Here is a 22782-nt window from a genome sequence, read left to right as displayed (position 1 = left end):
CATCTTACCGCTCGTTTGAGCAATGTGTTAAGCGCACTTGCGCGCAACTCACCCGCTTGCTAGTGTCCACTATCACAATCACTTTCGTGCGCATCCGAGTGCACATATGAGTGCATACGGATATCCAGGAAGGCCCTCAATGTCGAGTAGCAACACCGAACAAGCGGTCAATGCGGTTGACACGACCACGAAATCGTCGCCACGAAAGGCCGTGGGCGCTGCCTTCGCAGGCGCGTTCATTGAGTGGTACGACTTCTACCTCTACGGCACTGCCGCTGCATTGGTCTTCCCCAAGATCTTCTTCCCCGAAGCCGACCCGACCGTCGCGCTGCTTCAGTCGTTTGGCAGTTTCGCGGCCGGGTTCCTGATGCGCCCGCTGGGAGCCGTGGTCTTCGGGCACTTCGGTGACAAGCTGGGCCGCAAGAAGATGTTGATCATCACGGTGTTGATGATCGGCATCTGCACCTTTGGCATTGGCCTGCTGCCGGGCTACGCGCAAATCGGTGCCTGGTCCGTCGCGTTGCTGTTGCTGGCCCGCCTGATCCAAGGCTTTGGAATTGGAGGCGAATTCGGTGGCGGTTCCTTGATCGCCCTGGAAAATGCGCCGGTGGGCAAGCGCGGGCTGATGGGCAGCTTCCACCAGATGGGCACCCCGGCAGGCTTGCTGGTTTCCACCGGTGTATTCAGCCTGGTGCAGATGCTCCCCGAGGACGAATTCCTCAGCTGGGGCTGGCGCATTCCGTTCCTGCTCAGTGGGCTCTTTGTGATCGCGGCCTTTGCCATCCGGCGTGCCTTGCCAGAGACCCCCGCCTTCGAAGCAGACAAGGATGAAGTTCGGTCGGTTCCCTTCTTCGCGCTGCTGCGCGAAGGCCGCAAGAATCTTCTGCTGGGCATCGGTGCCCGCATGGCTGACGCGGTAACCTACAACATCATTAATGTGTTCGCGATTTCGTTCGTCACCACCTACCTCGGCATGCCGAGCAGCATGATCCTGGTCGGCTTCACCATTTCCGCCGCGGTCCAGATGTTCCTGCTTCCATTCTTTGGGATGTGGTCGGACAAGATCGGACGCCGTCCGGTGTACCTGACCGGCATCGCCATCTGCGGCGTCGGCGGCCTCTTCTACTTCCCGGTTCTGCAACTTGGCCAGCCAATTACCACCTGGCTCGTCATCGTGCTCGTCCACGCGCTGGGCACCGGGATGATGTTCTCCATCCAGGGGGCCTTCTTCGCCGAAATGTTCGGCACGCGCATGCGCTACACAGGACTCGGTGTTGTCTACCAGGGTTCCGCACTGCTTGGCGGGGCACCCACCCCGGCAATCGCCGTGGCCCTGGTCTCCGTATTCTCCGGTTCCTATTGGCCGGCCGTGGCCTACCTGGTATTAATGTGCGTCATCAGTGGAGTGTGTGTCTGGTTCGCCTCCGAAAACTCCAAGCTTGAACTCTCGGACACCGAAGGAATTCTGGGACAACCAGCAGAACAGGTTCGCAACTAATGTCCGCATCGGGCAACCACCGCAGTTTAGAAAGCAGTACACCGAGCATGTCGAACCAAAACACCCGGCCAAACATCGTGCTGATCATGACCGACCAACAGCGCTTCGACTCCATCTCGGCGCTGGGGCACACCCACGTGGACACCCCCAACCTGGACCGGCTGGTGAAGGAAGGCACGGCATTCACGAATACCTACGTGGCATCCCCATCTTGTGCACCGTCGCGCGCCAGCCTGTTCACCGGCCTGTACCCGCATAGCTCCGGGGTGCTGCGCAACGATGACAAATGGTCCCATTCCTGGGTGGAATTGCTGGCCGGTGCCGGGTACCGCTGCACCAGCGTGGGCAAGATGCACACCTACCCCTACGAGGCATCAGTTGGCTTCCACGAACGCCACGTGGTTGAGAACAAGGATCGTGCCCACCCGAACCTTCCGTATTTCCTGGACCAATGGGACAAAGCAATATGGATTCGCGGACACGAAAAACCCAGCCGGGTGACCTACCGCCGGCGCGAGGACTACGCCGAACGCCTTGGGGCCTTTGAATGGTCGCTGCCCGATGACCTCCACGCCGACAACTTCGTTGGCAATCTTTCACGCCATTGGCTGGATACCTATCCTGACCACGATTCCCCGTTCTTCCTTCAGATAGGTTTCCCGGGCCCCCACCCGCCGTACGATCCAACCAGCAAGCACCTCGAGCCCTACCTTGACCGGCAGATGCCTGAGGCCAAGCGCACGGCTGCAGACCTCGACTCCCAACCGACGCCCCTGCAGGCGCTGCGCAAACACCACCAGGCCAATGACCACGATGCCATCGTGCAATTGGAGAACCCCACCGAGGAGCAGCTCCAGCTGCAACGCCGGCACTACTTCGCCAATGTCTCGTTGATTGACGAACAGGTCGGAGGCATCATCGAGGCCCTCGAGCAGCGCGGGGTCCTGGACAACACGGTCATCATGTTCACCTCCGACCACGGGGACGCCTTGAACGACCACGGCCATTCGCAGAAATGGACGATGTACGAACCCAGTGTCCACGTGCCCGGAATCATCTGGGGCCCGGGACGAGTCACTGCCGACCAGCAGCTCGACGGGCTAGTCTCATTGATGGACCTGGCCCCAACCATCCTCGAACTTGCAGGGCTCACACCGCCCGAATGGATGGAAGCGGAAACGCTCATGCCTGCTCTTCGCGGCGAGGACTGGGAAGGACGTCGCTACGTCTTCTCGGAACACGCCAGGGACTTCATCCTGACCGACACGGCCTTGATGACCATGGTCAGGGACGAGCGGTTCAAGCTCGTTGACTTCATCGACTTCGACGAGGGGCAGCTCTTCGACCTCGTTGAGGACCCCCACGAAGAAACCAACCTATGGGGCGTTCCCGAATGCGCCGACGTTCGCAGCCGCCTGGAGAAGGCGATTGCCCACTGGCGAGCTTCAAGCTCGATGACCACCGCAACATGGGGCGCCCAATGGCGCTAGCAACCGGAGCACAGCAGCAAAGCAAGGAATTACGCCGCATGGAAAACCCAAAATCCGAAAACCCGATGATGCGGGTCTCGCTGCTTGACGCCGCTGGCAGCGTACGGCTGGCCGAATGTCCCATTCCCGTCCCGGGCCATGGCGAGGTGTTGGTCCGGGTTGCCGCCGTGGGGATCTGCGGCAGCGACACCCACTATTTCGAACACGGACGCATTGGTCCCTTCATTGTTGAGGAACCACTGGTGCTGGGCCATGAGGCTTCGGGCCGAATCGTCGCGGTGGGGGCGGGCGTTTCCGATCACCGGATTGGTGAACGCATTTCGATCGAGCCGCAGGCGCCCTGCCGGCGATGCCGCCAATGCAAGTCCGGCCAGTACAACCTCTGCCCAGAGATGGCCTTCTTTGCCACCCCTCCCGTGGACGGAGCCTTCGCTGAATACGTGGTCATTGGCGAAGACTTTGCCCACACCGTTCCGGAATCAATCAGCGATGCCGCAGCGGCGCTGATCGAGCCCCTGTCAGTGGGAATCTGGGCTTGCCAAAAGGGAGAAGTCCAGGCCGGTTCGCGGGTGCTCGTCACCGGAGCGGGCCCCATCGGGGTCATTGCCGCCCAGGTGGCCCGCGCATTTGGAGCCAGCGAAGTGCACATCACGGATGTGTCTGCCGAGCGACTCGACGTCGCCTTGTTACACGGGGCCACGCATGCCCACCACGCCGGCGACCGGCTAGAGGGGCTCGACGTAGATGTCTTCATCGACGCCGCCGGGGCCGAAGCCGCAATCCGCAGCGGTATCAGCGCCGTTAGGCCCGCTGGGACGGTCGTCCTGGTCGGGTTGGGAAGCGACGATGTATCGATCCCTGTGGGACTGATCAGGAACCGAGAGATCAAGATGACCGGTGTGTTCCGCTACGCGAACACCTGGCCGTTGGCGATTCGGTTGCTGGCCGAAGATCGCATTGACCTCGATTCTTTGGTCACGGACTCCTTCGGGCTTGAGGACGTGGAGAAGGCCCTGCTGAGCAGCCGTGGTGCGGGGAAGATGAAGACCATCGTGCTTCCGGGCCAGTAGGTCCCGAGGCATCGGGTCGGGTGGCCCATCGTGACCGATGGGCCACCCGACCCGATGCCGAATTCTCACCAGCACCTTCCCCGGAGCGACTCGGAATTTCCGATTGTTTCGCCCCACCCGACGCATCGACACAAGTGGGCCAAGCGCCCGAGAACCATGGATCAGCGAGGCCGCCCCCATCATGAATCACAACTTCCTGGAGCACCAAGAGTTCCACCACGACGTCCTGGTAATTGGCGAGGCACTCATCGACGTGATCGCTTCGGTTGCCGGAGCCAGCGAACATCCCGGCGGTTCACCGGCAAATGTTGCCTATGGATTGGGGAAACTTGGCATCCCCACCGCATTGTTGACCTCGATCGGCAGTGATGCGCGTGGTGCCGCCATCGAGAGGCATCTGGCTGGCGCGGGCGTCGTAGTACTTCCCGAGTCGCTTCGCTTCGGACCCACAGGAACGGCCCAAGCCACCCTCTCACCCGACGGCTCGGCGCGCTATACCTTCGATATTCATTGGGACATCCCTGAGTGGGTTCCCGAGTTTCGACCCAGGCTTGTCCACACCGGATCGATTGCCGCGTTCCTCAGCCCCGGAGCGGATGTCGTCAAATCCATGCTCGAACGGTTCGCGGGCGACTGCGTGGTTACCTTTGACCCGAACATCCGCCCGGCGCTCCTAGGCAGCCACACCCATACGCTTGCCGCGTTTGAAGAACTTGTCCCCTTGGCGGATGTGGTCAAGCTCAGCGACGAAGACGCCGAGTGGCTGTACCCGGGAGAAGAACCCCAACGAGTTGCAGGAAATATCATCGGGTTGGGTGCGAAGCTTGCCATTGTCACCTTTGGCGGTCAGGGCTCTTATCTCGCCACCAGCGAGGTGAAACTAGCAGTTCCCCCGCAGGTCACCGCCGTGGCTGACACGGTGGGAGCCGGAGATTCCTACATGGCTGCCTTGATATATGGAATCTTGGCCCACCCGGACGAAGCCTGGTCAAAGGACGACCTGTTCCGCCTGGCGCACAGGGCATCGATCGCCGCGTCGATTACGGTCGGCCGAGCCGGCGCCAACCCGCCGACCGAAGCCGAAGTCCTGTCCCACCCGGGGTGTGGCAACCTCGTGAACATACGCTCGGGAATGGGGCCAACCGTGGAGTAACCGGCTTCTCGACGAAGCACCACGGAGGCTCCTCCGTTGACCCCGGCGAAAATCTGAGGGGGTCGTTTGCGCGCAAGCTGCAGACGACCCCTCAGCTGTTTCTGGACCAGTGGTTCACCGTTCCACGCTGGACCTCAGGCTGTAGCCGCAGCCAGCCGTAGGGGCGTTTCCGGGGCCTTTCCCGCCAGCACGGCAATGACGTTGCGGGCCGGCAGGGCCATGTATTCGTGCAGCGAGGCGGTGGAGCGGTAGGCGGTGTGCGGGGTGATGATCGCCGAGGGGTGGGCCAGCAGCGTGTGGTTCGCCGGTGCCGGTTCCTGGGCCAGCACATCGAGCATGGCCCCTGCCAGGTGGCCGGAATCCAGCGCTTCGAGCAGCGCGGATTCGTCGACCAGCCCGCCGCGGGCGACATTGACCAGGTAGGAGCCTGTCGGCATGGCCTCAAGCGCCTTGGCATCGATGAGGTTTTCGGTTTCGCCGGTGAGCGGGGTGTGCAGGCTGAGCACGTTCGATCCTGCCAGCAGCTCGTCCAGCTCGACCCGGCGCACGCCGTCGGGCCAGCACTCGTCGGGGGGGAACGGGTCGTAGGCGATGACTTCCTTGAACACCGGTCCGGCAATGTTCGCCAGGAACTGGGCGATCCTCCCGAAGCCCACCAATCCCAGCGTGAGGCTTTCAAGCCGCGGGGGCACCGGCAGCCCGGCACCGGTCCAGTCGCCGGCCCGCGCCAGGGTCTGGGAACGGGGAAGCTGGCGAACCAGGGCCAGCATCCCGGCGAACGCGTGGGTTGCCACATCTGCCGTCGCGGCGGAGGGCACGGTGCACACCGTGATGCCCGCGTCGGTCGCCGCCTGCACATCGACCATGTCGAATCCCGCGGACATGGTGGCCACGACTTTCAGCTTCGGCAACGCAGAAATCATATGTGCATCCAGCGAGGCGTAGCCAAGGATAAGCCCGGCGCAACCTTGTGCGGCGGCAAGGATCTCCCCGCGGTCGCGGGAGTCCAGGTAGGTGGCTTCGATGCCCGCCTCGGCGAGCAGGTTCAGTGCGATGGTGTGGTCCAGGTCGGCGGCGTCGGTGATCAGCACGCGGGGTGTGGCTGGCAAAGGGGGATACTCCTGGTTCGGGGGAGGGGATGGTGGCCGATATGCCGGTGGGGTTGGGCAGGGACGCTGACGCGCGCCCTGCCCAACCCCACCGGATCAGGGATGTTTAGCTGAACAGCGCCATGGGCACGTGGATCAGCTGCACGCCTCCGGCATCCAGCGCCGTGCGGATGGCCGGGGCCAGCTCGGAGGAGTCGGCGAGCTTCGTTCCGGTGCCGCCGAACGCGGTGGCCAGGGCCGCCCAGTCGGGCTGCACCAGGTCCACGCCCACCGGGGTGATGGCGCGGTCCAGCTCGTTCTGCTTGATCTCGCCGTAGCCGCCGTTGTCCGCGCAGACGACCACGAGATCCAGGCGCTGTTCCACCGCGGTGGCCAGTTCCTGGATGGCGAACATCAGGGCGCCGTCGCCGATCACGCAGACCACCGGGCGCTCCGGTGCGCCGATGCGCGCCCCGATGGATGCGGGCAGGCCGTAACCGAGCGTCGCGTAGGCGGGGGTGTAGAGCAGCGAGTGCGGCGCATCCTGCGGGATGAAGCTTGCCGTGCCCAGGTAGGTGGCCTGGGAGGAGTCCCCGCCGATGATGGTGTTGGCCGGGACCGCGGAGGCAACCTGTTCTGCCAGTGCGGCGAATGCGGGGGACAGGGCCCTGGCATCGGCGCGCATCGTTGAGCGCAGGGCTTCCAGCCGCGGAGCCGCCGGTGCCTGGTGTTCGGACAGGGCTTCGAGCAGCTGCGGCACGATGGCCGTGGAGTCTCCCACCAGGCCGATGTCCGCGGCGAGGTTCTTGTTCAGCTGGGTGTCCAGGATGTCCACGCGCACCACGGTGCCCGAGGGGTTCAACGCATTGAACCAGAGCTCGGCATCTCCCACCTTGGAACCGAGCACCAGCAGCACGTCGGCGTCCTCGCAGAACTTCTGCGCAACATCCAGGCGGATGTCCGAGCCCAGGGACAGCGGATGCGATTCGGAGATCGCGCCCTTGCCGTTCAGCGTGGTCACCACCGGGGCGGCCAGCTTCTCGGCAAGCGCCAACACATCGGCGCCGGCACGCAGCGAACCGCCGCCGGCCAGGATGACCGGGTTGGTGGCGGTGCGCAGCGCCTCGGCCGCCTTTGCGAGCGCAGCAGCGTCTGCCTGCTGCGGGGCACGTTTCGCCACCGCTTCAAGCAGCTGCAAAGGCGCGTCCGAGGGGCCCTCGAGGATGTTCAGCGGGATCTCGATGTGGATCGGGCGCGGGCGGGAGTAGCGGAACAGCTCGAAGGCGTCGTGGATCGCCTGGACCGCCTCGGTGCCGGAGGCCACGCGGCGGGACCACTCGACGATGGCGCCCACGGCGCCGGTGGCGTCCTTGGTCTCGTGCAGCGAGCCGATGTCCGCGAATTCCTCGCCCACCGGCACACCGGGGGAGAGGATGACCAGCGGGCGGGACTCGCAGTAGGCCGTGCCCGCCGCGGAGAGCGCGTTGAGCAGGCCTGGCCCCGAGGTGGTGATGACAACACCGGGCAGGCCGGTTTGCTGGGCCCAGCCGTCGGCGCCGTAGCCGGCGCCCTGCTCGTGGCGGTTGGTGACCGGGCGGATGCCCAGCGGGGCCAGGTGGCGGTAGAATTCCAGGTTGTGGGTTCCGGGGATCCCGAAGATGGTGTCGATTCCGTAGTTGCGCAGCACCGTCATCACGTCCAAGCCGGCGTTGTTGGCCACGACGCCCTCGGGCAGTGCGATGGTGGAGGTGGTTTCCGGGTTAGACATGTTCGAGTTCCTTTTCCACGGAGGTTGTGCGGTCGGCGGTGAAGTGGCAGATGCCGCCCACCCAGGTTTCCAGCACACGGATTTCGGCGATCGCGCCGGCTTGGACGGCCAGCGGGTCGGCAGCCAGCACGGCGAAGTCGGCGCGCTTGCCGGCCACCAGGGAGCCCAGGTCATCCTCGCGGCCCATCGAGAAGGCCGCGTTGATGGTGTGGGCCTCCAAGGCCTGGCGTGCGGTGATGAGCAGTTCGTCGCCGCCGAGCTTGTGCCCCTGGCGGGTCACACGGGTGGTGGCGGCCTGGATGGCCTCCAACGGCAGCGGCTCGGCCACCGGGGCATCGGAGGAGATGGTCACCTTCACCCCGGCGTCGATGAATTCGCCCAGTGGGTTGAAGCGCTCGCCGGGGGTGCCGATCGCGTCGGTGACGCCCTCGCCCCAGTTGTAGTAGTGCTGCGGCTGGTTCACCGGGTGGATGCCTGCCGCGGCCATGCGGGTGATCTGCTCCGCGGTTGGGAGGCCGCAGTGCTCGATCCGGTGGCGGGCGTCGGTGTCAGGGCGTTCGGCCTGGGCGGCCTCGATCGCGGAGATGACCATTTCCAGAGCGGTGGGGGACTGGGCATGGGTGGCTGTCTGCAGGCCCAAACGGTGGGCCTTCGCGATCAGCTCGGTGTACTCGGCGGGCTCGTGGTAGAGCTGGCCGGTGCGGCAGGGGTCGCCCACGTAGCCGTCCGGGAAGTAGGCGGTCCAACCGCCCAGGGTGCCGTCGGCATAGAACTTGAAGCCGGCGAAGCTCAGCTGAGCGTTTCCGAAGGCCCCGTGCATGCCCATCTCGGAAGCCTCGTCCAACAGGTGCGAGAGCAGGTACATGCCCACGCGGATCTTGAGCTGGTTGGCGCTTGCCATGCGCAGGTACATGTCGAATTCGCGGCGGGAGACCTGGGCGTCGCCCACGGTGGTGACCCCTCCTGCCAGGAAGCCCTCCTGTGCGATCTGCAACTGGCGCAGGTGTTCCTCGGGGGCGTCTGCGAGGTGGAAGTTGGGCCCGTGGTGCCCGATCTTCACGCCTTCCAGCCCGGTGAGGATGTTGCAGGCGGCATCCGAGAGCTCGCCGGTGAGCTCGCCCGCCTCGTCGCGGAAGAATTCGCCGCCAGCCGGGTTCTCGGTGTCCTTGGTGACGCCGTGCAGCTTGAAGGTGTAGGTGTTCACGACCCCGCCGTGGCCCGAGGCGTTCATCAGGTAGACCTCGCGGTCCGAAGCTACCGCGTCGAGTTCCGCGGCGGTGGGGTGGCGCTGCTCAACCAGGTTGGTCTGTTCGTAGCCGTAGCCGCGCACCGGCAGCCCATTGGGGGTCGCTGCGGCGCGTTCCTTGAGCAACGCCACGATCTCCGGGATGCTCTTGGCCTTCTCCGGTCCGCAGTCGACCCAGGTCTTCAGCTGCCCGTACATCAGCGGGTGCGCGTGGGCGTCGATGAAGCCCGGGACCACGGTGGCGTCCCCGAAATCCTGGACGCGTGGTTCGGGAAGTCCCAGCTTGGTGGCAGCTTGGCGGCATTCGGCCTCGGTGCCGACGGCCAGCAGGGACCCGTCGTGCAGCAGCAGCGCGGTGGCGACGGGGGCGGCCTCATCCATGGTGTGGATGGTGGATGCGGTGACCAGCTGCGGGATGAAGGTGCGTGCCGGTGCATCGAAGGTCTGCAGTTTTCTCATGGTCAGGCCTCAATCGTCTCGTTCGTGGTGGCGGGTGCGGCATCGGCGGTTTCGGAGTATGGCTCCTCGTCACGGTGCTGCGGTGCGAAGTACAGGCAGAAGATGCTCAGCGTCCCCATGCCCAGGAAGACCGCGAGGACCGGCCAGATGCTACCGGTGGCGGCGTAGAGAAGCGTGGCAGCCAGTGGGGAAAGCCCTCCCCAGAAGGCAGCGGCAATGCCGTTGGACAGTGAGATGGAGGTGTAACGGGCCTGCGGCGGGAAGAGCTGGGACATGATGGTGGCCATCGGCGCGTAGGTCGCGGTCATCATCAGGCGCATGGCGCAGAAAGCCACGAAGAGCAGCCACTCGGGACCGGTGGACATGACCAGGAATTGCGGGATCACCAGGATCATCGAGCCGAGCAGGCCGATGAACATGACGCGCTTTCGGCCCCACCTGTCACCCAGCCAGGCCACCCCGAGGGTCGCCACGAGCTCCACCAAGGCAGCCAGTGCCAGGGCGTTGAGGACCAGAGTCTCGTCCAGGCCCACCGACGGGTCGGTGCCGTAGGCGGTGGCGAAGGTGGTGGTCAGCTGGTATCCGCCGGTGGACAGCGGCAGCAGGCCGATGCCCAGCAAGATCGGTTTCCAGTTCTTCACGATTGCGGTCTTCAACGGCAGGGCTTGGACGGCGCCCTCGACCTTGGCCTCGAAGACCGGGGATTCCTCGACACGGTTCCGGACCCAGAAGCCCACCAGGATCAGCACGAAGGAGAGCAGGAACGGGATGCGCCAGCCGCCGTTCATCAGGAAGTCGTCTCCGCGGGAGGTCAGGGCGCTGAACATCAGCGTGGCCATCAGGGCACCGGCGGGGTTGCCCAGCTGGGCGAAGCCGCCGTAGAAGGTCTTGTGCTTTTCGGGGGCGTGCTCGACGGCCATCAGAACCGCGCCTCCCCATTCGCCGCCCACGGCCAGGCCCTGCAGTGCACGCAGGACGATCAGCAGTGCCGGCGCCCAGACGCCGATGCTGGCGTAAGTGGGCAGCAGGCCGACCAATGCGGTGGATACTCCCATGACCAGCAACGTGATGACCAGGGAAGGGCGGCGCCCGAACTTGTCACCGATGTGCCCGAAGATGATCCCGCCCAGCGGGCGGACGGCAAAGCCGACGGCGTAGGTCGCGAAGGCCGCGGCCACGCCGACCATGCGGTCAGCCTCGGGGAAGAACAACGGCCCGAAGACCAGGGCCGCCGCCGTGGCGTAGATGTAGAAGTCGTACCATTCGATAGCCGTGCCGACGAATGCGGCCATGCCGGCCCGTCGTGCACGGGCGTGACTGAATTCTTTCACTGCGGCCCTATTTTGTTCCATGGGAGATTCCACCTTTTCCAGCTCTAGCCAGAACTTGTCTGTGATGCGGACTACTGTAGCCACGGAAAAGCGTGACGGCAAACACAATAAATGCGTGTTCTGTGAGGTAATCTTCGCTATTGTATGGATCAATCAATTTTTGCGTTCCAGAGAAAATGATCCATGTGTCATTACGAAGTTTTTGTTCAAGATCCGAAACATACCTGAGAAGTGAAGGTGCCATGAAAGACCCACGAAACATTGACACCGCGATCATCCGAGCGCTGCAGCTCGATGGCCGCGCCAGTTTCCTCGACATCGCCAAGGAACTGGGTGCGCCTCGGGCGACGGTGGCCACACGGGTGCAGCAGCTGCTGGATTCGGGCACGGTTCGGGTCATCGCGGCGGTTGATCCCTCGTTTCTGGGCCAGCGGGTCATCGCCCACGTCTCGGTCGTGGCCGAGGGACCGGTGCGCGTCATCGCCAACGGACTGGTGCAAGATTCGGATTCGGTGCTGGTTTCGGCGGTCGGCGGCGACCACGACCTGATTGCCGAGTTCAGGGTGACCAGCCACGAGGAGCTGCACCGAAGGCTGGCGGACGTGCGGCGGTTGCCGGGGGTGGCCAAGATCGACACCCTGATCTACACCTCGGTCATCAAGGGCTTTTTCATCTCCAAGTACACCGGCGACGCGGTGATCGATGCCATGGACACCAGGCTGATCGAGCTGCTGCAGGCCGACGGGCGGAGCAGCTACCGGCAGATGGCCGGAATCGTGGGCCTGTCGGCCACCGCCGTGCGCACCCGCGTCCAGAGGCTGCTGGAGGCGAGGATCATCAAGATCAGTGCGGTCGAGGCTCGCGGCGCACACGGACGGCAGCTGTCCATGGGCGTGGGGCTGAACATCAATGGTGGGCACGATGAGGTGATCGAGTTGCTTCGCGCCTCGAGCGACATCGAATTCGCCGCCGAGACGGTGGGCAGGTTCGATGCCGTGGCAACGCTGGTGGGCCAGTCGCCAGCAGCACTGCTTGATTCGCTAGAGGAACTGCGTGGGCTGCCGGGAATCAAGCGCACGGTGTCTTGGTCGCACCTGGACGTACTCAAGGAAGACTATGCACGAAGGGTCTAAGTGGTCGTGCCTCTGAGCTGTGGTTTCCGGGCCGTCCCAACCGCCTCGCACTGCCGAAGGTCTAGCATGAGAGCAGTGGGCCGTGGCGCTTGCGCGCCAGTGAATGGTTCCACCGAAGCCGTGCGGGATGCGACGCGCGAGCCCCCAGTGGGCGTGCGCGTTCGTTCGAACGCGCAGGACCTGAAGGGAAGACACATGAAGACCAGAGCAGCAGTGGCGATTGCCCCCGAAACCGACCTCGAGATCCGTGAGATCGAGGTCGACGAGCCCCGATCCGATGAACTCCGCGTGAAGATCGTCGCCTCCGGCGTGTGCCACACCGACGCCATCATCCGCGACCAGTGGTACCCGGTGCCGCTGCCGGTGGTCCTGGGCCACGAAGGTGCCGGGATCGTCGAAGCCGTTGGCTCGGACGTGCAGGGATTCTCCGTGGGCGACAAGGTCGTCATGGGTCCTGCCTTTTGTGGCCAGTGCGAGCAATGCCTGGCAGGGCACCCGATGTATTGCGTGAATTTCTACGACCGGAACTTCGGGGTCGAGCGCGTCGATGGCTCGAAGACTTTTTCGGACCAGAACGGAGCGATCGGATCGCACTTCTTCGGTCAGTCCTCCTTCGCGGAATACACCAACGTCGCTGCCCGAGGTGCGGTCAAGGTTCCCGACGACGTGCCGCTGGAGATCCTCGGACCCCTGGGCTGCGGGATCATGACCGGCGCCGGTGCCGTCCTGAACGTCCTGGAACCGAAGCCCGGATCCTCCATCGCGGTGTTCGGCACCGGGGCCGTGGGCATGGCCGGCATGCTTGCCGCCAAGGCCGCCGGAGCCACGACCATCATCATGGTGGACATCGTGCCCGAGCGCCTCGCATTCGCCAAGGAGCTGGGAGCCACCCACACCGTGAACTCCAAGGAAGTCGACCCGGTCGAGGCGATCAAGGAGATCACCGGCGGCGGCGTCAACTACGCATTGGACACCACCGGCGTACCCCCGGTGTTCTCGCAGATGACCCAGTCGTTGGCCACCCGCGGCCACGGCGCCCTCGTCGGTGCCGCGAAGCTGGGCACCGAGGCGCCGTTCGCCATCGGCAACCTGCTGCTGACCGGCATCAAGGTTTCCATGGTCATCGAGGGCGACGCGGTGCCCAAGGAATTCATTCCCCGGTTGATCAGCCTGCACGCCCAGGGAATGTTCCCCTTCGACAAGTTGATCAAGAAGTACAAGTTCGAAGACATCAACCAGGCCTTCGCCGATTCCGCGGATGGGTCGACGCTGAAACCGGTCATCGTGTTCTAGGAGAATACGCAATCACCCGGCAAATACGCCGCGAGGCCCCGGAACCAGCGCCGTCCACGGACGGGCTGATTCCGGGGCCTCTTGGCCACCTTGGCGCCGTAACGCTACTTCTTGCCGACCTTGGAGAACAGCGCGCGGACAGCTGCGGCCACGCCGGTGCTCAGCGTCGGCTCGATGACCGGGGCGAAGAACGGCGAGTGGTTGGCCGGCGGGTGTCCGGCGGCCAGGGTCGCCGCGTCGTTGCCGCCGAAGAACCAGAACACGCTTGGCACATCGATCGCCGCCGCAAGGGCGCCGAAGTCCTCGCTGCCCATGACCGGCGAGCCTTGGCGAACGCGTTCCTCGCCGAACTCGGCACGGAATTGCTCGGCAAGCTTCTCGGCCTCGGTCGGGTCGTTGTACAGCGGCGGGAAGTGGGAGATGTCCTCGATCAGCGGTGCGGGGGCGCCGGAGGCCTGCGCCTCGGCGGCGATGATGCGCCGGATCGAGCCCAGCACGATCTCCCTGACTTCGGGATCGAAGGTGCGCACGTTGAGGGTGAACACCGCACGGTCCGGGATGACGTTTTCCTTCAGGCCCGCGTGGAAGGACCCGATGGTCACCACCGCGGCGGACTGCGGGGCCACCTGGCGCGAAACGATGGTCTGCAGGCGCAACACCATGGCCGCTCCCAGCACGATCGGGTCGATGGAGCGCTCGGGCATCGATCCGTGGGAGCCCTGGCCGTAGACGGTGACCTTGAAGGAATCCGCGGTGGTCATGGCCGCACCGCCCATGATCTCCACGGTGCCGGCGAGCCCGTTCATCACGTGCTGGCCGAACATGATTTCCGGTTTGGGGGCCTTGTCCCACAATCCGTCCTCAACCATGGCCTTGGCGCCGGCGGCCGTTTCCTCGCCCGGCTGCAGCACGAACACGATGGTGCCGGCCCAGGCGTCCTTGGCGGCGGCGTACAGTTCGGCGGTCTTCAGCGCGGTGGCCATGTGGGTGTCGTGGCCGCAGGCGTGCATGGTCGGGACCTCGGTGCCGTCATCCAGGAAGCCGGTGGCGGTGCTGGCGTAGTCCAGCCCGGTGTCTTCGAGCACCGGCAACCCGTCCGTGTCGGCGCGCAGGCCGATGACCGGTCCCTCGCCGTTGCGCAGGATGCCCACGACCCCGGTGCCGCCGCAGCGGAACACCTCGAGCCCGAGGTCTTCCAGGCGCTTGGCCAGGTAGTCGGCGGTCCGGTGTTCCTGCATGGACAGCTCGGGGTTGGCGTGGAGGTACTTGTAGGTCTCGTGCATTTCCGCGGTCGAGTCCTCGGTCAGTGCCAGGGCCGGCGGGATGGTGTTCGTCATCGGGCGTTGTTTCCTTGCTCTTGGGTGGGGCGGCGGCACCCGGGAGTGCCGCCGCCGGTAACTGTGGTGTGGATGCGCTCGGTCTCGGGCCGGTCCGGGCAGCCGAGTGCGTCGGTCAGTAGACCGGCCCCTCGGGGGTTGCATGCACCGGTACGTCCTCCGGTGTCCCCAGGGTCTTGCGGTCGCGCAGCACCCAGGCGAGAACAGCCGTGGCAATCACGGCGACAGCGGTGGAGAACAGGCCGAAGGGCTTGAAGAAGAAGGCCACGGAGACCACGATGATCGAGACGACCAAGGCAATCAGCGCCGAGCGCGGTGCCTTCTGGCTCACGATCGCCTGCACGACCACGGCGCCCATGACGGTGGGCAGGATGTAGAACTGGATGGTCTGGACGATGTCAGTGGGAATCACGCTGACCAGCCAGGTGCCCAGCAGTCCGACGAAGATGAACAGCGAGGCCAGGTGGACGGTGGCGGCACCGCAGATCGCGGCGACCGAGGCCAGCTCGCCCTTGCGGGTGCCGGGCTTTACGCCGATGGTGGCCTGGGCGATCATGGCCGCCGGCAGCAACTTGTTGGAGATGTTGCCGATCATGAACGCCTGGTACATGGACGAGGCGCCCAGGATCGGGAAGTAGGTCAGCGGCTCGACGATCCAGATGACCCCGAAGACCGCGGCCAGCGCACCGAAGGCGGCGATGATGCCGGAGACCTGGATGTCCAGTCCGGCAAAAAAGACCAGGTAGGCAGGGGCGGCCAGCGAGAAGAACAGGCCAATGATCATGGTGATCCGGCCCCAGCGGGAAGTGGTCTTGTCGAAGGCGCCGAGCGCCTGGTGGATTTCTGTTGCCTGAGGCATGATGTGCTCCTGGGAATCTTGGCTGCGATTAGAGGCGGGTGGCCGCGTAGGTGATGGCCAGGGAGAGGATGATGGCAATGCCCAGGGCCCATTCCTTGATCCAGGGCCGGTTGACCTTCTTGGCGATGACCATCAGACCGGTCATGATCGCGGCCGAGGAGACGAAGGCGACCACGTGTATCCATGACTTGGGCAGTTCGCCGATTCCCAGCACCATGAAGGCGGCAACCATGGCGGCACCCGGGACCACGAGCATGATGGCCGGGTTGACCTTGCGCAGCGCGGAGTCGCCCTTCTTGAGCAGCGGGGTCAGGATGAGCGTGGCAATCATCCACATGGCCCCGCCCAGGCTCATGGCGGCCAGGGCCAGGCCAAAGACGGCCTGCGTGTAGGTCGGCCCGCCGAGTTCGGCTCCGGCGGTGTTGGCTGCGATTGCCGCGGCGGCGGTCTCGTAGGACACCGAGCCGATCAAGCCGATGCGCACCAGCACCGCGGGGGTGCCGAAGACCGTCAGCAGGGCGACGGCAACCATGACCACTGCCAGTGAGGGGCCAAGCGCGGAGATGGCGCCGGCGCGGAAGCTGGTCTTCAATTCGGCATGGCTCATCCCGACATGGGGTGCAGCGATCCGTGCGGCCTTCATATAGATGACGGACTGGACGACGATGACCAGGAAGACGCCGACAGCACAAGCCCAGAGGACTGGCGAATTGGCTATGGCGAGGATGTCCGTGGAATTGCTGTCCGCAGCGGCGGGCAATATGGCAGGTACGTGCATGGGGGAGTTCTACCGTTCATCGAAGGGGTCAGTGCGGTGCATGCGGGCCCTGGGTGATGCCGGTGCCACCGTGCCCGCTCTGTCCTGAACCTGAAAGTGAAACCGGTGCCCCATGGCACCGGCGTGCTTCGTCGGTGAGCCACCGGTCCCGGCGGCTGCTCTCCAGAGTTTCCTCACGCGGCTGTTCCTGGTACCTGAGAGATTGCGGGTGCTTGCCCCTTCGGTGCCCGAGTGGTGTCCGGGACTCTCCAGCCGCGCGTGACCGGAAGACTATTCAGTTGTGTGCGGATGCTTTTCCGCGTGCGACCAAGAATACTTGACGCGGGTCACAGTGGCTCTTTTGTTTCTCCCGACCAAGCAGTCGTGAATCAATATTTTTGCGTCTGGTCATCGATGGCCTAAGGAGCCAACCTCGTCCGCCTGCAATCGAGTAAGGAGGGCGGTGCTCCGGAAGATACCTCGCGCATCGAATGGATTTCGGGCGGACAAGCATTCCATCGAGATGAACCGGTGGTTAGCCTTGAAAAAATGCATGGCGGCCTCGCCTGTCCACTTGTTATCGATCACCGGATGCGCACACCGGGGCCGGATGCCCATCGAAGCGCCACACCCCGATTCCCGGCGGTTTTAAATATGTCTGCCAACAAAGACACCGCCAGGAAGTACATCTACGGATTAAACAATTCGGATCACGCCTAAATCCTCTCGTGCCTGACCGGCGACACTGAGTGGAGGGCCTTCGGCCACTTTCGGCTCAACGGCAAGGAAGTCTACGACCCGCGATCTCAAGCCCCGATTTCAGTGGACCGCCAGTGCTGCTCATAGTGCGCTTTGTCGAAGGGGACGACGTGGTGATGACCGAGTTCTCCGGCGAGGTCTTACGCATGGCCATAGGCGAGGTCTTTGTGATGCGCGAGGCCTTGATCACCGAGCGCCGCACCTTCGTCATCGAACTGACCGAGAACGACCACAAATAGGCGCCGGAGGAACCTACTCTCAGCCTTGCTAGGCACGATATTTCCCAAGCCTCGTATCGCAGATGCCCTCCTGGGTGAGCAGTCAAGTGTTGCTATCAGCAACGTACCCCTTCAGCAGTGTTGAAGCTATCTGGGCTGCCGCTAAATTCGTTTCAACGAGAGGGCGATGAATGCTGGTGTTCAGATGATGATCAATTTCTCAGCAGGATCTATCCGCCTCAATGGACTTAGAAACACAACTGCCGCCTCGCTCATTTGTGTTGCATGTCTCACTGAGTAAGACGCATAATAATTCGCATGGTTGTTTCTCTCCCTCAGGTACCGGTCTCGATGGTCGATCGCATTGGTGTCATCCTCGAGACGTTTAATGTTGATGACCCGGTGTTGACGGGCTCGGAAATTGCGCGTCGTACGGGCCTGCCCAAGGCGACTGTCGCGCGGATACTCGTGGACCTTGATCGGCATGATTTCGTTGCCCACACCGAGTCCGGATACCAGATTGGCATGAAGTGTTTTGAATTGGGGGAACGGGCACAACAGCCCAAGAACCTGCGCCGACTGGCTTTGGCCACCATGTCTGATCTTCGGCAAGCAACTGGTCTGACAGTGCAACTTGGCGTGCTTGATGGCTTGGATGTCGTATATATCGAGATCCTCCGCGGAAAGCACCGAGAGCTTCGTATTCCCTCACGAATCGGCGGGAGGGTGCCCAGTTATGCCACTGCTGGAGGCAAGGCGTTATTGGCCCACTCGGCCGCGGAAGTCCAAGAACTGGTCCTCAGTAGCGCCCTCACAAAAATCGGGCCTCGGACCATCGTCGATCCAAAAGAATTGGCCGCCCAATTGGAACGTACGCGCCGAGATGGCATTGCCTACGAGGTTGAAGAGTCCCATGGAGGTTTATCATGTGCGGCGAGCCCAATCCTTCGAAGCGATGGAACGGCGCTCGCAGTAATCTCAATCACCGCACCGGTAGGTAGCGTTGATATGCGCATAGTGGGGCCGGCTGTTCATGCCGCGACGCTCGGCTTGAACCGTCAGGTGCGGGCTACGCCATACTGGGCAAGCCTCTAGCATTACCTGTCCCACTGAGTGGGACGATTTTTTGACTTCAACGACACGTGATCACAGGCTATTTCCTAGTCGCCGTGACAAACGTCACGAGCGACAAAATCGTTACGAGGAGTCGTTTGTGAAAGCCGCAGTCATGACAGAGCCCAATGTGCCCCTGAGGGTGACCGAGTTGGTCATTAGCGCGCCGGGCCCTGGGGAAGTCCGGGTCCGGATAGAGGCAGCAGGCGTATGCCACAGCGACCTTCACTATATGAAGAACGATCTGGCCTGTAAGACGCCGATTGTCATGGGGCATGAAGGTGCTGGGATTGTCGAAGAACTTGGAGACGGGGTCCGAAGCGTGGCGGTTGGTGACAAGGTAATCATGACGTGGCGACCTCGATGCGGCTCCTGCGAATACTGCTCTTCTGGTCGTCCGGCGCTTTGCACTCTGGGCAAGATCCACGCCGTCACTAATGGCTTGCTGCGCGGCGGTTCTCGCTTGGATCATGATGGCACGGCTGTCCATCACCTCATGGGTGTTTCCTGCTTTGCGCAAGAGTGCGTTGTTTCCGAAGAATCCCTCATCAAGGTTCCTAAGGAAGTTCCTTCAGCCATTGCGGCAATCGTAGGATGCGCCGTCGTAACTGGCATGGGTACGGTACTCAACGGTATGCCGCATGCTGCCGGTGAATCCGTGCTTATTGTTGGTGCCGGCGGAGTCGGACTTTCGGCAGTCATTGGGGCAGCCGCAGTCGGCGCCTACCCCATCATCGTTGCCGATATCGACGACCAGAAACTTGATAAAGCGCGGGAGCTAGGTGCCACCCACACGATCAACAGCAAACTCGTGGACTTAGTTACTCAAGTTCTCGAGATCACTGAAACGGGAGTTCACTGGGCCATCGAAGCGATCGGGCGTGAAGAAACCATTACTGCGGCCGTTACCGCACTGCGTCCACGAGGCACCGCCTTCGTAATTGGACTGGGCAACCCGAATACCGACATCCGTTTCCCCCTGAATCAAGCGGTCCAACAGGAAAAGACCATCCGAGGAAGCTTGTACGGTTCCTCAAATCTCTCGGTTCAGATTCCACAAATCCTGCGGATGTACCTGGCAGGAAAACTGCCTCTGGACGCAATGCTGGGCAACAGCTTCGCGCTCGATGAGATTAACGAAGCTTTCGACGACTTGTCTGGCGGCGGCGCGGGCCGGGCCGTCATCCTCATGACTTAGTCAACTCGAACTAAATCGACATAGGAAGGCCACAGCAGCGTAGCTAGGGCATTCCCTGATCACTCACACAGGAGTTCTAAATGTCAGCCCAAACATCTGCGGTGACCATCCAAGTCACCAATCAAGACCGCAAGCGCGCTCTCTGGGGCAGCGCGGTCGGAAGCACCATCGAGTGGTACGACTATTTCCTCTACGGCACAATGTCGGGCCTCGTTTTCGGTCCGCTCTTCTTCCCCTCGGATAATCCAACCGCCAGCCAGATGCTCTCCCTTGCATCGTTTGCTCTTGCCTTCTTCGTACGACCCATTGGCGGCATATTGTTTAGCCACATCGGTGACCGAATCGGCCGGAAGAAAACGCTGCTAGTCACCCTGACTATGATGGGCGTTGCCACTGTTGCTATCGGTCTGATGCCTACTTATGCAGCCATTGGTGTAGGTGCCCCCATCCTCCTGACAATCTTGCGCCTCATCCAGGGTCTGGCGTTGGGCGGTGAATGGGGCGGGGGGCTGTTGCTGGCCGTCGAATATTCTCCGAAGGAACGCCGAGGATTCTTCGGCGCAGTTCCGCAAACTGGTGCGCTCCTGGGACTGGCCTTGGGAAACATTGCCACGCTTGGCGCCGACGCTCTTTTCCCCAAGGAAGCGTTCCTCACATACGGATGGCGAATTCCGTTCCTGCTTTCTGCTGTTCTGCTTCTGGTTGGTTTGTGGATCCGACATCGAGTCGATGAAACCCCGTCCTTCCGTCAGATGAAACTTGCCGGCAACGAAAAGCGTATTCCGATCGTAGAAACGCTCAAGTACCACTGGCGATCGGTCCTCATCGCAACCGGTGCCAAGATTGTCGAGACATCTACGTTTTTCATTTTCGCGACGTTCACCGTCTCATACGCCATTTCACTGGGTTACGAACGGACTCCCGTACTAGCGATAATTCTGATCTGCTCGATCCTCGGCGTCTTCTCCATGGTTAAGTTTGGCGCGCTGTCCGACAAGATTGGTCGCAAACCGGTATTCATTGGTGGCTCCATCGCTGTTATGGCCTTCATCCTGCCTTACCTGTGGCTTCTGAACCAGAAATCGCTCATTCATTTGGCTATCGGTTGCTTCATTGGTTTCGCGATCATTTGGCCAAGTTATGGATCGCTCATCGGAACGCTCATTGCCGAGAGCTTCACTCCGGATATCCGATACACGGGCGCTTCTTTGGGGTACCAGCTTGGTGCAGCGATCGCCGGTGGGCCCGCTCCGCTCATTGCAACTGCACTGCTGACCGCGTTTGCCGGCAGCTACGTCCCGGTCGGCCTGTTCGTTATGCTCTGTGGCGCCATTTCGGTCGTGGCAGTTTCATTCGCCAAAGAAAAGCGAAATCAAGAAATCGACTAATTTCTGCTGCAACCTTGGCTGAGGCCTGGGTGAAGCTCCTAAGAAAGGCAATCATGGCGCTCACACTTGAGACCATAAATGAAACATCGGCAGCCGCACTGGAACTCATTCTGGCAAAGGCGGAATCCTCCTTCGAGCCATGGGCCGGCACCACACTGATCGAGCGTTCTGAAGCATTGGAACTCATCGCCGATCGGCTCGACGAAGCCTCGGACGAACTCATCAGATTAGCAGTGGCGGAAACGCACCTGGCGGAACCCCGGCTCCGGGGTGAACTGAAACGAACAACGTTCCAGTTGAGGCTCTTTGCCAAGCAGGTTCTCGGAGGAGAATTCCTGGATGCGCGAATTGACCATAAGGACGACGAGTGGCCCATGGGTGCTCCTCGTCCCGATTTACGCCGAACTATGCAGCCTCTTGGCCCAGTTCTCGTGTTTGCCGCCAGCAACTTCCCTTTTGCGTTCTCTGTCGCCGGCGGTGACACTGCATCTGCACTGGCCGCTGGTTGCCCCGTAGTGCTCAAGGTTCACCGCGGACACCCGGCGTTATCCCGCAAGACCGCGGATGTGGTTCTAACCGCACTCGTGGATGCCGGAGCGCCGGGCGGAACCTTTGACATAATTTTCGGAACCCGAAATGGCGCTGAAGCGCTGGCGGATTCTCGCATCAAAGCTGGCGCGTTTACCGGGGGAATTCCAGGTGGGCGAACGTTGTTCGACATTGCCTCGGGACGTGCAGAACCAATCCCCTTCTATGGTGAAATGGGCAGCAACAACCCCGTATTCGTTACTCCGGCAGCAGCAGAGGAGCGTGGCGGATCCATCGCCCGTGAGTTCGTGACCTCCTTTACTCAGAGTGCGGGGCAGCTTTGTACAAAGCCAGGAACTCTGTTTATACCGAGCGAGAGCGTAATTCTTGATGAGCTTCGCAATATGGAACTTCCATCGGAAGCGCCCCTGCTCAATGAAGGAATTTTGGCTGCATTCTCCGATGCCAAAGAGAAGCTCGAGGGCCACGCCGGGGTACAAGTGCTGAACGAATCCAATTCACGAACGCGTGGCGATGCCCGGCCGATACTCTTTCACACCACCTTGGAGCAAATTCGCAGGGACCCAGAGTCGTTGCTTGCAGAGTGTTTCGGTCCGGCAGCACTGGTCATTACGTATGAAGACTCTTCGGAGCTCAGCGAAGTGGCAAGGCTATATGAAGGTCAACTAACGGCTTCGATCCATGGCACTGATTCATGTGAAGTGGGATCCCTCTTGCAAGTGCTCTCACATAAGGCCGGACGAGTCCTCTGGAATCAGTGGCCAACGGGTGTTTCTGTCACTTACGCACAGCAGCACGGTGGCCCCTACCCAGCAAGCACCGCGGTGCAAAGCACCTCTGTAGGCACGGCGGCTATGGATCGTTTCCTCCGCCCTCTGGCTTTCCAAGGATTCCCGGAGCACCTCTTGCCAACCCATTTGCGGGAATCGAATCCCTTGGGAATTCCGCGACAAGTTAATGGTGAGGGCGATTGAAAGCTGATTGCCACAGCAAGAGTTTCTGACCGCGTGCCCTGAAAAGGCCGCATCCCCGAGCAGCAACATCGCATTTGATTCGCGTTCGGGGTACCGTCTGG

Annotated in this window: 19 protein-coding genes and 1 riboswitch; of the genes, 11 read left to right on the top strand and 8 right to left on the bottom strand. The window is 62.4% G+C overall.

Going from position 1 to position 22782, the window contains the following annotated elements:
• Positions 1–139 precede the first annotated feature (139 nt).
• The 4 genes from BLJ79_RS08900 to BLJ79_RS08885 all read left to right on the top strand — a co-directional run bounded on the left by BLJ79_RS08900 (position 140) and on the right by BLJ79_RS08885 (position 5211).
• Positions 140–1498 carry an MFS transporter gene (locus tag BLJ79_RS08900; protein ID WP_071214338.1) on the top strand — a complete coding sequence of 453 codons (1359 nt, stop codon included), beginning with the start codon at positions 140–142 and terminating at the stop codon, positions 1496–1498.
• Between the two features lie 47 nt (positions 1499–1545).
• Positions 1546–2988 carry a sulfatase family protein gene (locus BLJ79_RS08895; protein ID WP_071214337.1) on the top strand — a complete coding sequence of 481 codons (1443 nt, stop codon included), beginning with the start codon at positions 1546–1548 and terminating at the stop codon, positions 2986–2988.
• Positions 2989–3026: 38 nt separating this feature from the next.
• Positions 3027–4058 carry an NAD(P)-dependent alcohol dehydrogenase gene (locus tag BLJ79_RS08890; RefSeq protein WP_071214336.1) on the top strand — a complete coding sequence of 344 codons (1032 nt, stop codon included), beginning with the start codon at positions 3027–3029 and terminating at the stop codon, positions 4056–4058.
• Between the two features lie 181 nt (positions 4059–4239).
• The gene (locus BLJ79_RS08885) at positions 4240–5211 is read left to right on the top strand and encodes a carbohydrate kinase family protein (protein ID WP_071214335.1); all 972 of its coding nucleotides are present in this window, start codon (positions 4240–4242) and stop codon (positions 5209–5211) included.
• 134 nt (positions 5212–5345) lie between these two features.
• On the opposite strand, the gene BLJ79_RS08880 is transcribed toward BLJ79_RS08885, so the two are convergent.
• The 5 genes from BLJ79_RS08880 to BLJ79_RS22855 all read right to left on the bottom strand — a co-directional run bounded on the left by BLJ79_RS08880 (position 5346) and on the right by BLJ79_RS22855 (position 11347).
• Positions 5346–6320 carry a C-terminal binding protein gene (locus BLJ79_RS08880; RefSeq protein WP_139194786.1) on the bottom strand — a complete coding sequence of 325 codons (975 nt, stop codon included), beginning with the start codon at positions 6318–6320 and terminating at the stop codon, positions 5346–5348.
• Positions 6321–6426: 106 nt separating this feature from the next.
• Positions 6427–8067 (bottom strand): thiamine pyrophosphate-binding protein, encoded by a 1641-nt coding sequence (locus BLJ79_RS08875; RefSeq protein WP_286135314.1) that lies wholly within the window; start codon positions 8065–8067, stop codon positions 6427–6429.
• The gene (locus BLJ79_RS08870; protein WP_071214334.1) at positions 8060–9772 is read right to left on the bottom strand and encodes an amidohydrolase; all 1713 of its coding nucleotides are present in this window, start codon (positions 9770–9772) and stop codon (positions 8060–8062) included. Before BLJ79_RS08870 ends, BLJ79_RS08875 begins: the two co-directional genes overlap by 8 nt.
• A 2-nt stretch (positions 9773–9774) precedes the next feature.
• On the bottom strand, positions 9775–11124 hold the full coding sequence (locus BLJ79_RS08865) for an MFS transporter (protein ID WP_071214333.1): 1350 nt from the start codon (positions 11122–11124) through the stop codon (positions 9775–9777).
• Positions 11111–11347, bottom strand: coding sequence for a hypothetical protein (locus BLJ79_RS22855; RefSeq protein WP_139194785.1), 237 nt, complete (start codon positions 11345–11347; stop codon positions 11111–11113). The genes BLJ79_RS08865 and BLJ79_RS22855 overlap by 14 nt, the downstream gene beginning before the upstream one ends.
• Here BLJ79_RS22855 and BLJ79_RS08860 point away from each other — a divergent pair.
• Together BLJ79_RS08860 and BLJ79_RS08855 are read left to right on the top strand one after the other, a co-directional pair.
• Positions 11346–12236, top strand: coding sequence for an Lrp/AsnC family transcriptional regulator (locus BLJ79_RS08860; protein ID WP_071214332.1), 891 nt, complete (start codon positions 11346–11348; stop codon positions 12234–12236). The genes BLJ79_RS22855 and BLJ79_RS08860 overlap by 2 nt on opposite strands.
• Before the next feature lie 195 nt (positions 12237–12431).
• Complete coding sequence (locus tag BLJ79_RS08855; protein ID WP_071214331.1) at positions 12432–13529, top strand: NAD(P)-dependent alcohol dehydrogenase; 1098 nt, start codon at positions 12432–12434, stop codon at positions 13527–13529.
• Between the two features lie 104 nt (positions 13530–13633).
• On the opposite strand, the gene BLJ79_RS08850 is transcribed toward BLJ79_RS08855, so the two are convergent.
• From BLJ79_RS08850 to BLJ79_RS08840, 3 genes are all read right to left on the bottom strand, one after another.
• Positions 13634–14866, bottom strand: a complete 1233-nt coding sequence (locus BLJ79_RS08850) for an amidohydrolase (protein ID WP_071214330.1) — start codon at positions 14864–14866, stop codon at positions 13634–13636.
• A gap of 115 nt (positions 14867–14981) precedes the next feature.
• Positions 14982–15725: a hypothetical protein gene (locus BLJ79_RS08845; protein WP_071214329.1), complete on the bottom strand. Its 744-nt coding sequence runs from the start codon at positions 15723–15725 to the stop codon at positions 14982–14984.
• Between the two features lie 28 nt (positions 15726–15753).
• A complete protein-coding gene (locus BLJ79_RS08840; protein ID WP_071214328.1) occupies positions 15754–16503 on the bottom strand; it encodes a DUF5058 family protein in 750 nt (249 codons plus the stop codon).
• A gap of 171 nt (positions 16504–16674) precedes the next feature.
• Positions 16675–16765, bottom strand: a riboswitch (glycine riboswitch).
• A 550-nt stretch (positions 16766–17315) separates the two neighbouring features.
• Between BLJ79_RS08840 and BLJ79_RS23540 the strand changes: the two genes are divergently transcribed.
• The 5 genes from BLJ79_RS23540 to BLJ79_RS22360 all read left to right on the top strand — a co-directional run bounded on the left by BLJ79_RS23540 (position 17316) and on the right by BLJ79_RS22360 (position 22681).
• A complete protein-coding gene (locus tag BLJ79_RS23540) occupies positions 17316–17480 on the top strand; it encodes a hypothetical protein (protein WP_217641852.1) in 165 nt (54 codons plus the stop codon).
• Between the two features lie 330 nt (positions 17481–17810).
• Positions 17811–18554 (top strand): IclR family transcriptional regulator, encoded by a 744-nt coding sequence (locus BLJ79_RS22365; protein WP_175475424.1) that lies wholly within the window; start codon positions 17811–17813, stop codon positions 18552–18554.
• Positions 18555–18687: 133 nt separating this feature from the next.
• Positions 18688–19770, top strand: coding sequence for a zinc-binding dehydrogenase (locus BLJ79_RS08830; RefSeq protein ID WP_071214527.1), 1083 nt, complete (start codon positions 18688–18690; stop codon positions 19768–19770).
• 80 nt (positions 19771–19850) lie between these two features.
• Positions 19851–21158, top strand: a complete 1308-nt coding sequence (locus tag BLJ79_RS08825) for an MFS transporter (protein ID WP_071214326.1) — start codon at positions 19851–19853, stop codon at positions 21156–21158.
• 53 nt (positions 21159–21211) lie between these two features.
• Positions 21212–22681, top strand: a complete 1470-nt coding sequence (locus BLJ79_RS22360; protein ID WP_139194784.1) for an aldehyde dehydrogenase (NADP(+)) — start codon at positions 21212–21214, stop codon at positions 22679–22681.
• Positions 22682–22782 lie beyond the last annotated feature (101 nt).

The sequence above is a fragment of the Arthrobacter sp. UCD-GKA genome, assembly GCF_001863355.1.
In the GTDB taxonomy this organism is placed as follows: Bacteria; Actinomycetota; Actinomycetes; order Actinomycetales; family Micrococcaceae; genus Paeniglutamicibacter.
The sequence above is the reverse complement of the archived record's forward strand: the minus strand, read 5'-3'. Positions and strand labels throughout refer to the sequence as shown.

What these genes read in the sequence shown, in the direction of transcription:
- BLJ79_RS08900 (WP_071214338.1), top strand. Translation starts at nt 140, where the DNA reads ATGTCGAGTAGCAACACCGAACAAGCGGTCAATGCGGTTGACACGACC.
- BLJ79_RS08895 (WP_071214337.1), top strand. Translation starts at nt 1,546, where the DNA reads ATGTCGAACCAAAACACCCGGCCAAACATCGTGCTGATCATGACCGAC.
- BLJ79_RS08890 (WP_071214336.1), top strand. Translation starts at nt 3,027, where the DNA reads ATGGAAAACCCAAAATCCGAAAACCCGATGATGCGGGTCTCGCTGCTT.
- BLJ79_RS08885 (WP_071214335.1), top strand. Translation starts at nt 4,240, where the DNA reads ATGAATCACAACTTCCTGGAGCACCAAGAGTTCCACCACGACGTCCTG.
- BLJ79_RS08875 (WP_286135314.1), bottom strand. Translation starts at nt 8,067, where the DNA reads ATGTCTAACCCGGAAACCACCTCCACCATCGCACTGCCCGAGGGCGTC.
- BLJ79_RS08870 (WP_071214334.1), bottom strand. Translation starts at nt 9,772, where the DNA reads ATGAGAAAACTGCAGACCTTCGATGCACCGGCACGCACCTTCATCCCG.
- BLJ79_RS08865 (WP_071214333.1), bottom strand. Translation starts at nt 11,124, where the DNA reads ATGGAACAAAATAGGGCCGCAGTGAAAGAATTCAGTCACGCCCGTGCA.
- BLJ79_RS08860 (WP_071214332.1), top strand. Translation starts at nt 11,346, where the DNA reads ATGAAAGACCCACGAAACATTGACACCGCGATCATCCGAGCGCTGCAG.
- BLJ79_RS22855 (WP_139194785.1), bottom strand. Translation starts at nt 11,347, where the DNA reads ATGGCACCTTCACTTCTCAGGTATGTTTCGGATCTTGAACAAAAACTT.
- BLJ79_RS08855 (WP_071214331.1), top strand. Translation starts at nt 12,432, where the DNA reads ATGAAGACCAGAGCAGCAGTGGCGATTGCCCCCGAAACCGACCTCGAG.
- BLJ79_RS08850 (WP_071214330.1), bottom strand. Translation starts at nt 14,866, where the DNA reads ATGACGAACACCATCCCGCCGGCCCTGGCACTGACCGAGGACTCGACC.
- BLJ79_RS08845 (WP_071214329.1), bottom strand. Translation starts at nt 15,725, where the DNA reads ATGCCTCAGGCAACAGAAATCCACCAGGCGCTCGGCGCCTTCGACAAG.
- BLJ79_RS08840 (WP_071214328.1), bottom strand. Translation starts at nt 16,503, where the DNA reads ATGCACGTACCTGCCATATTGCCCGCCGCTGCGGACAGCAATTCCACG.
- BLJ79_RS22365 (WP_175475424.1), top strand. Translation starts at nt 17,811, where the DNA reads ATGGTCGATCGCATTGGTGTCATCCTCGAGACGTTTAATGTTGATGAC.
- BLJ79_RS08830 (WP_071214527.1), top strand. Translation starts at nt 18,688, where the DNA reads ATGACAGAGCCCAATGTGCCCCTGAGGGTGACCGAGTTGGTCATTAGC.
- BLJ79_RS08825 (WP_071214326.1), top strand. Translation starts at nt 19,851, where the DNA reads ATGTCAGCCCAAACATCTGCGGTGACCATCCAAGTCACCAATCAAGAC.
- BLJ79_RS22360 (WP_139194784.1), top strand. Translation starts at nt 21,212, where the DNA reads ATGGCGCTCACACTTGAGACCATAAATGAAACATCGGCAGCCGCACTG.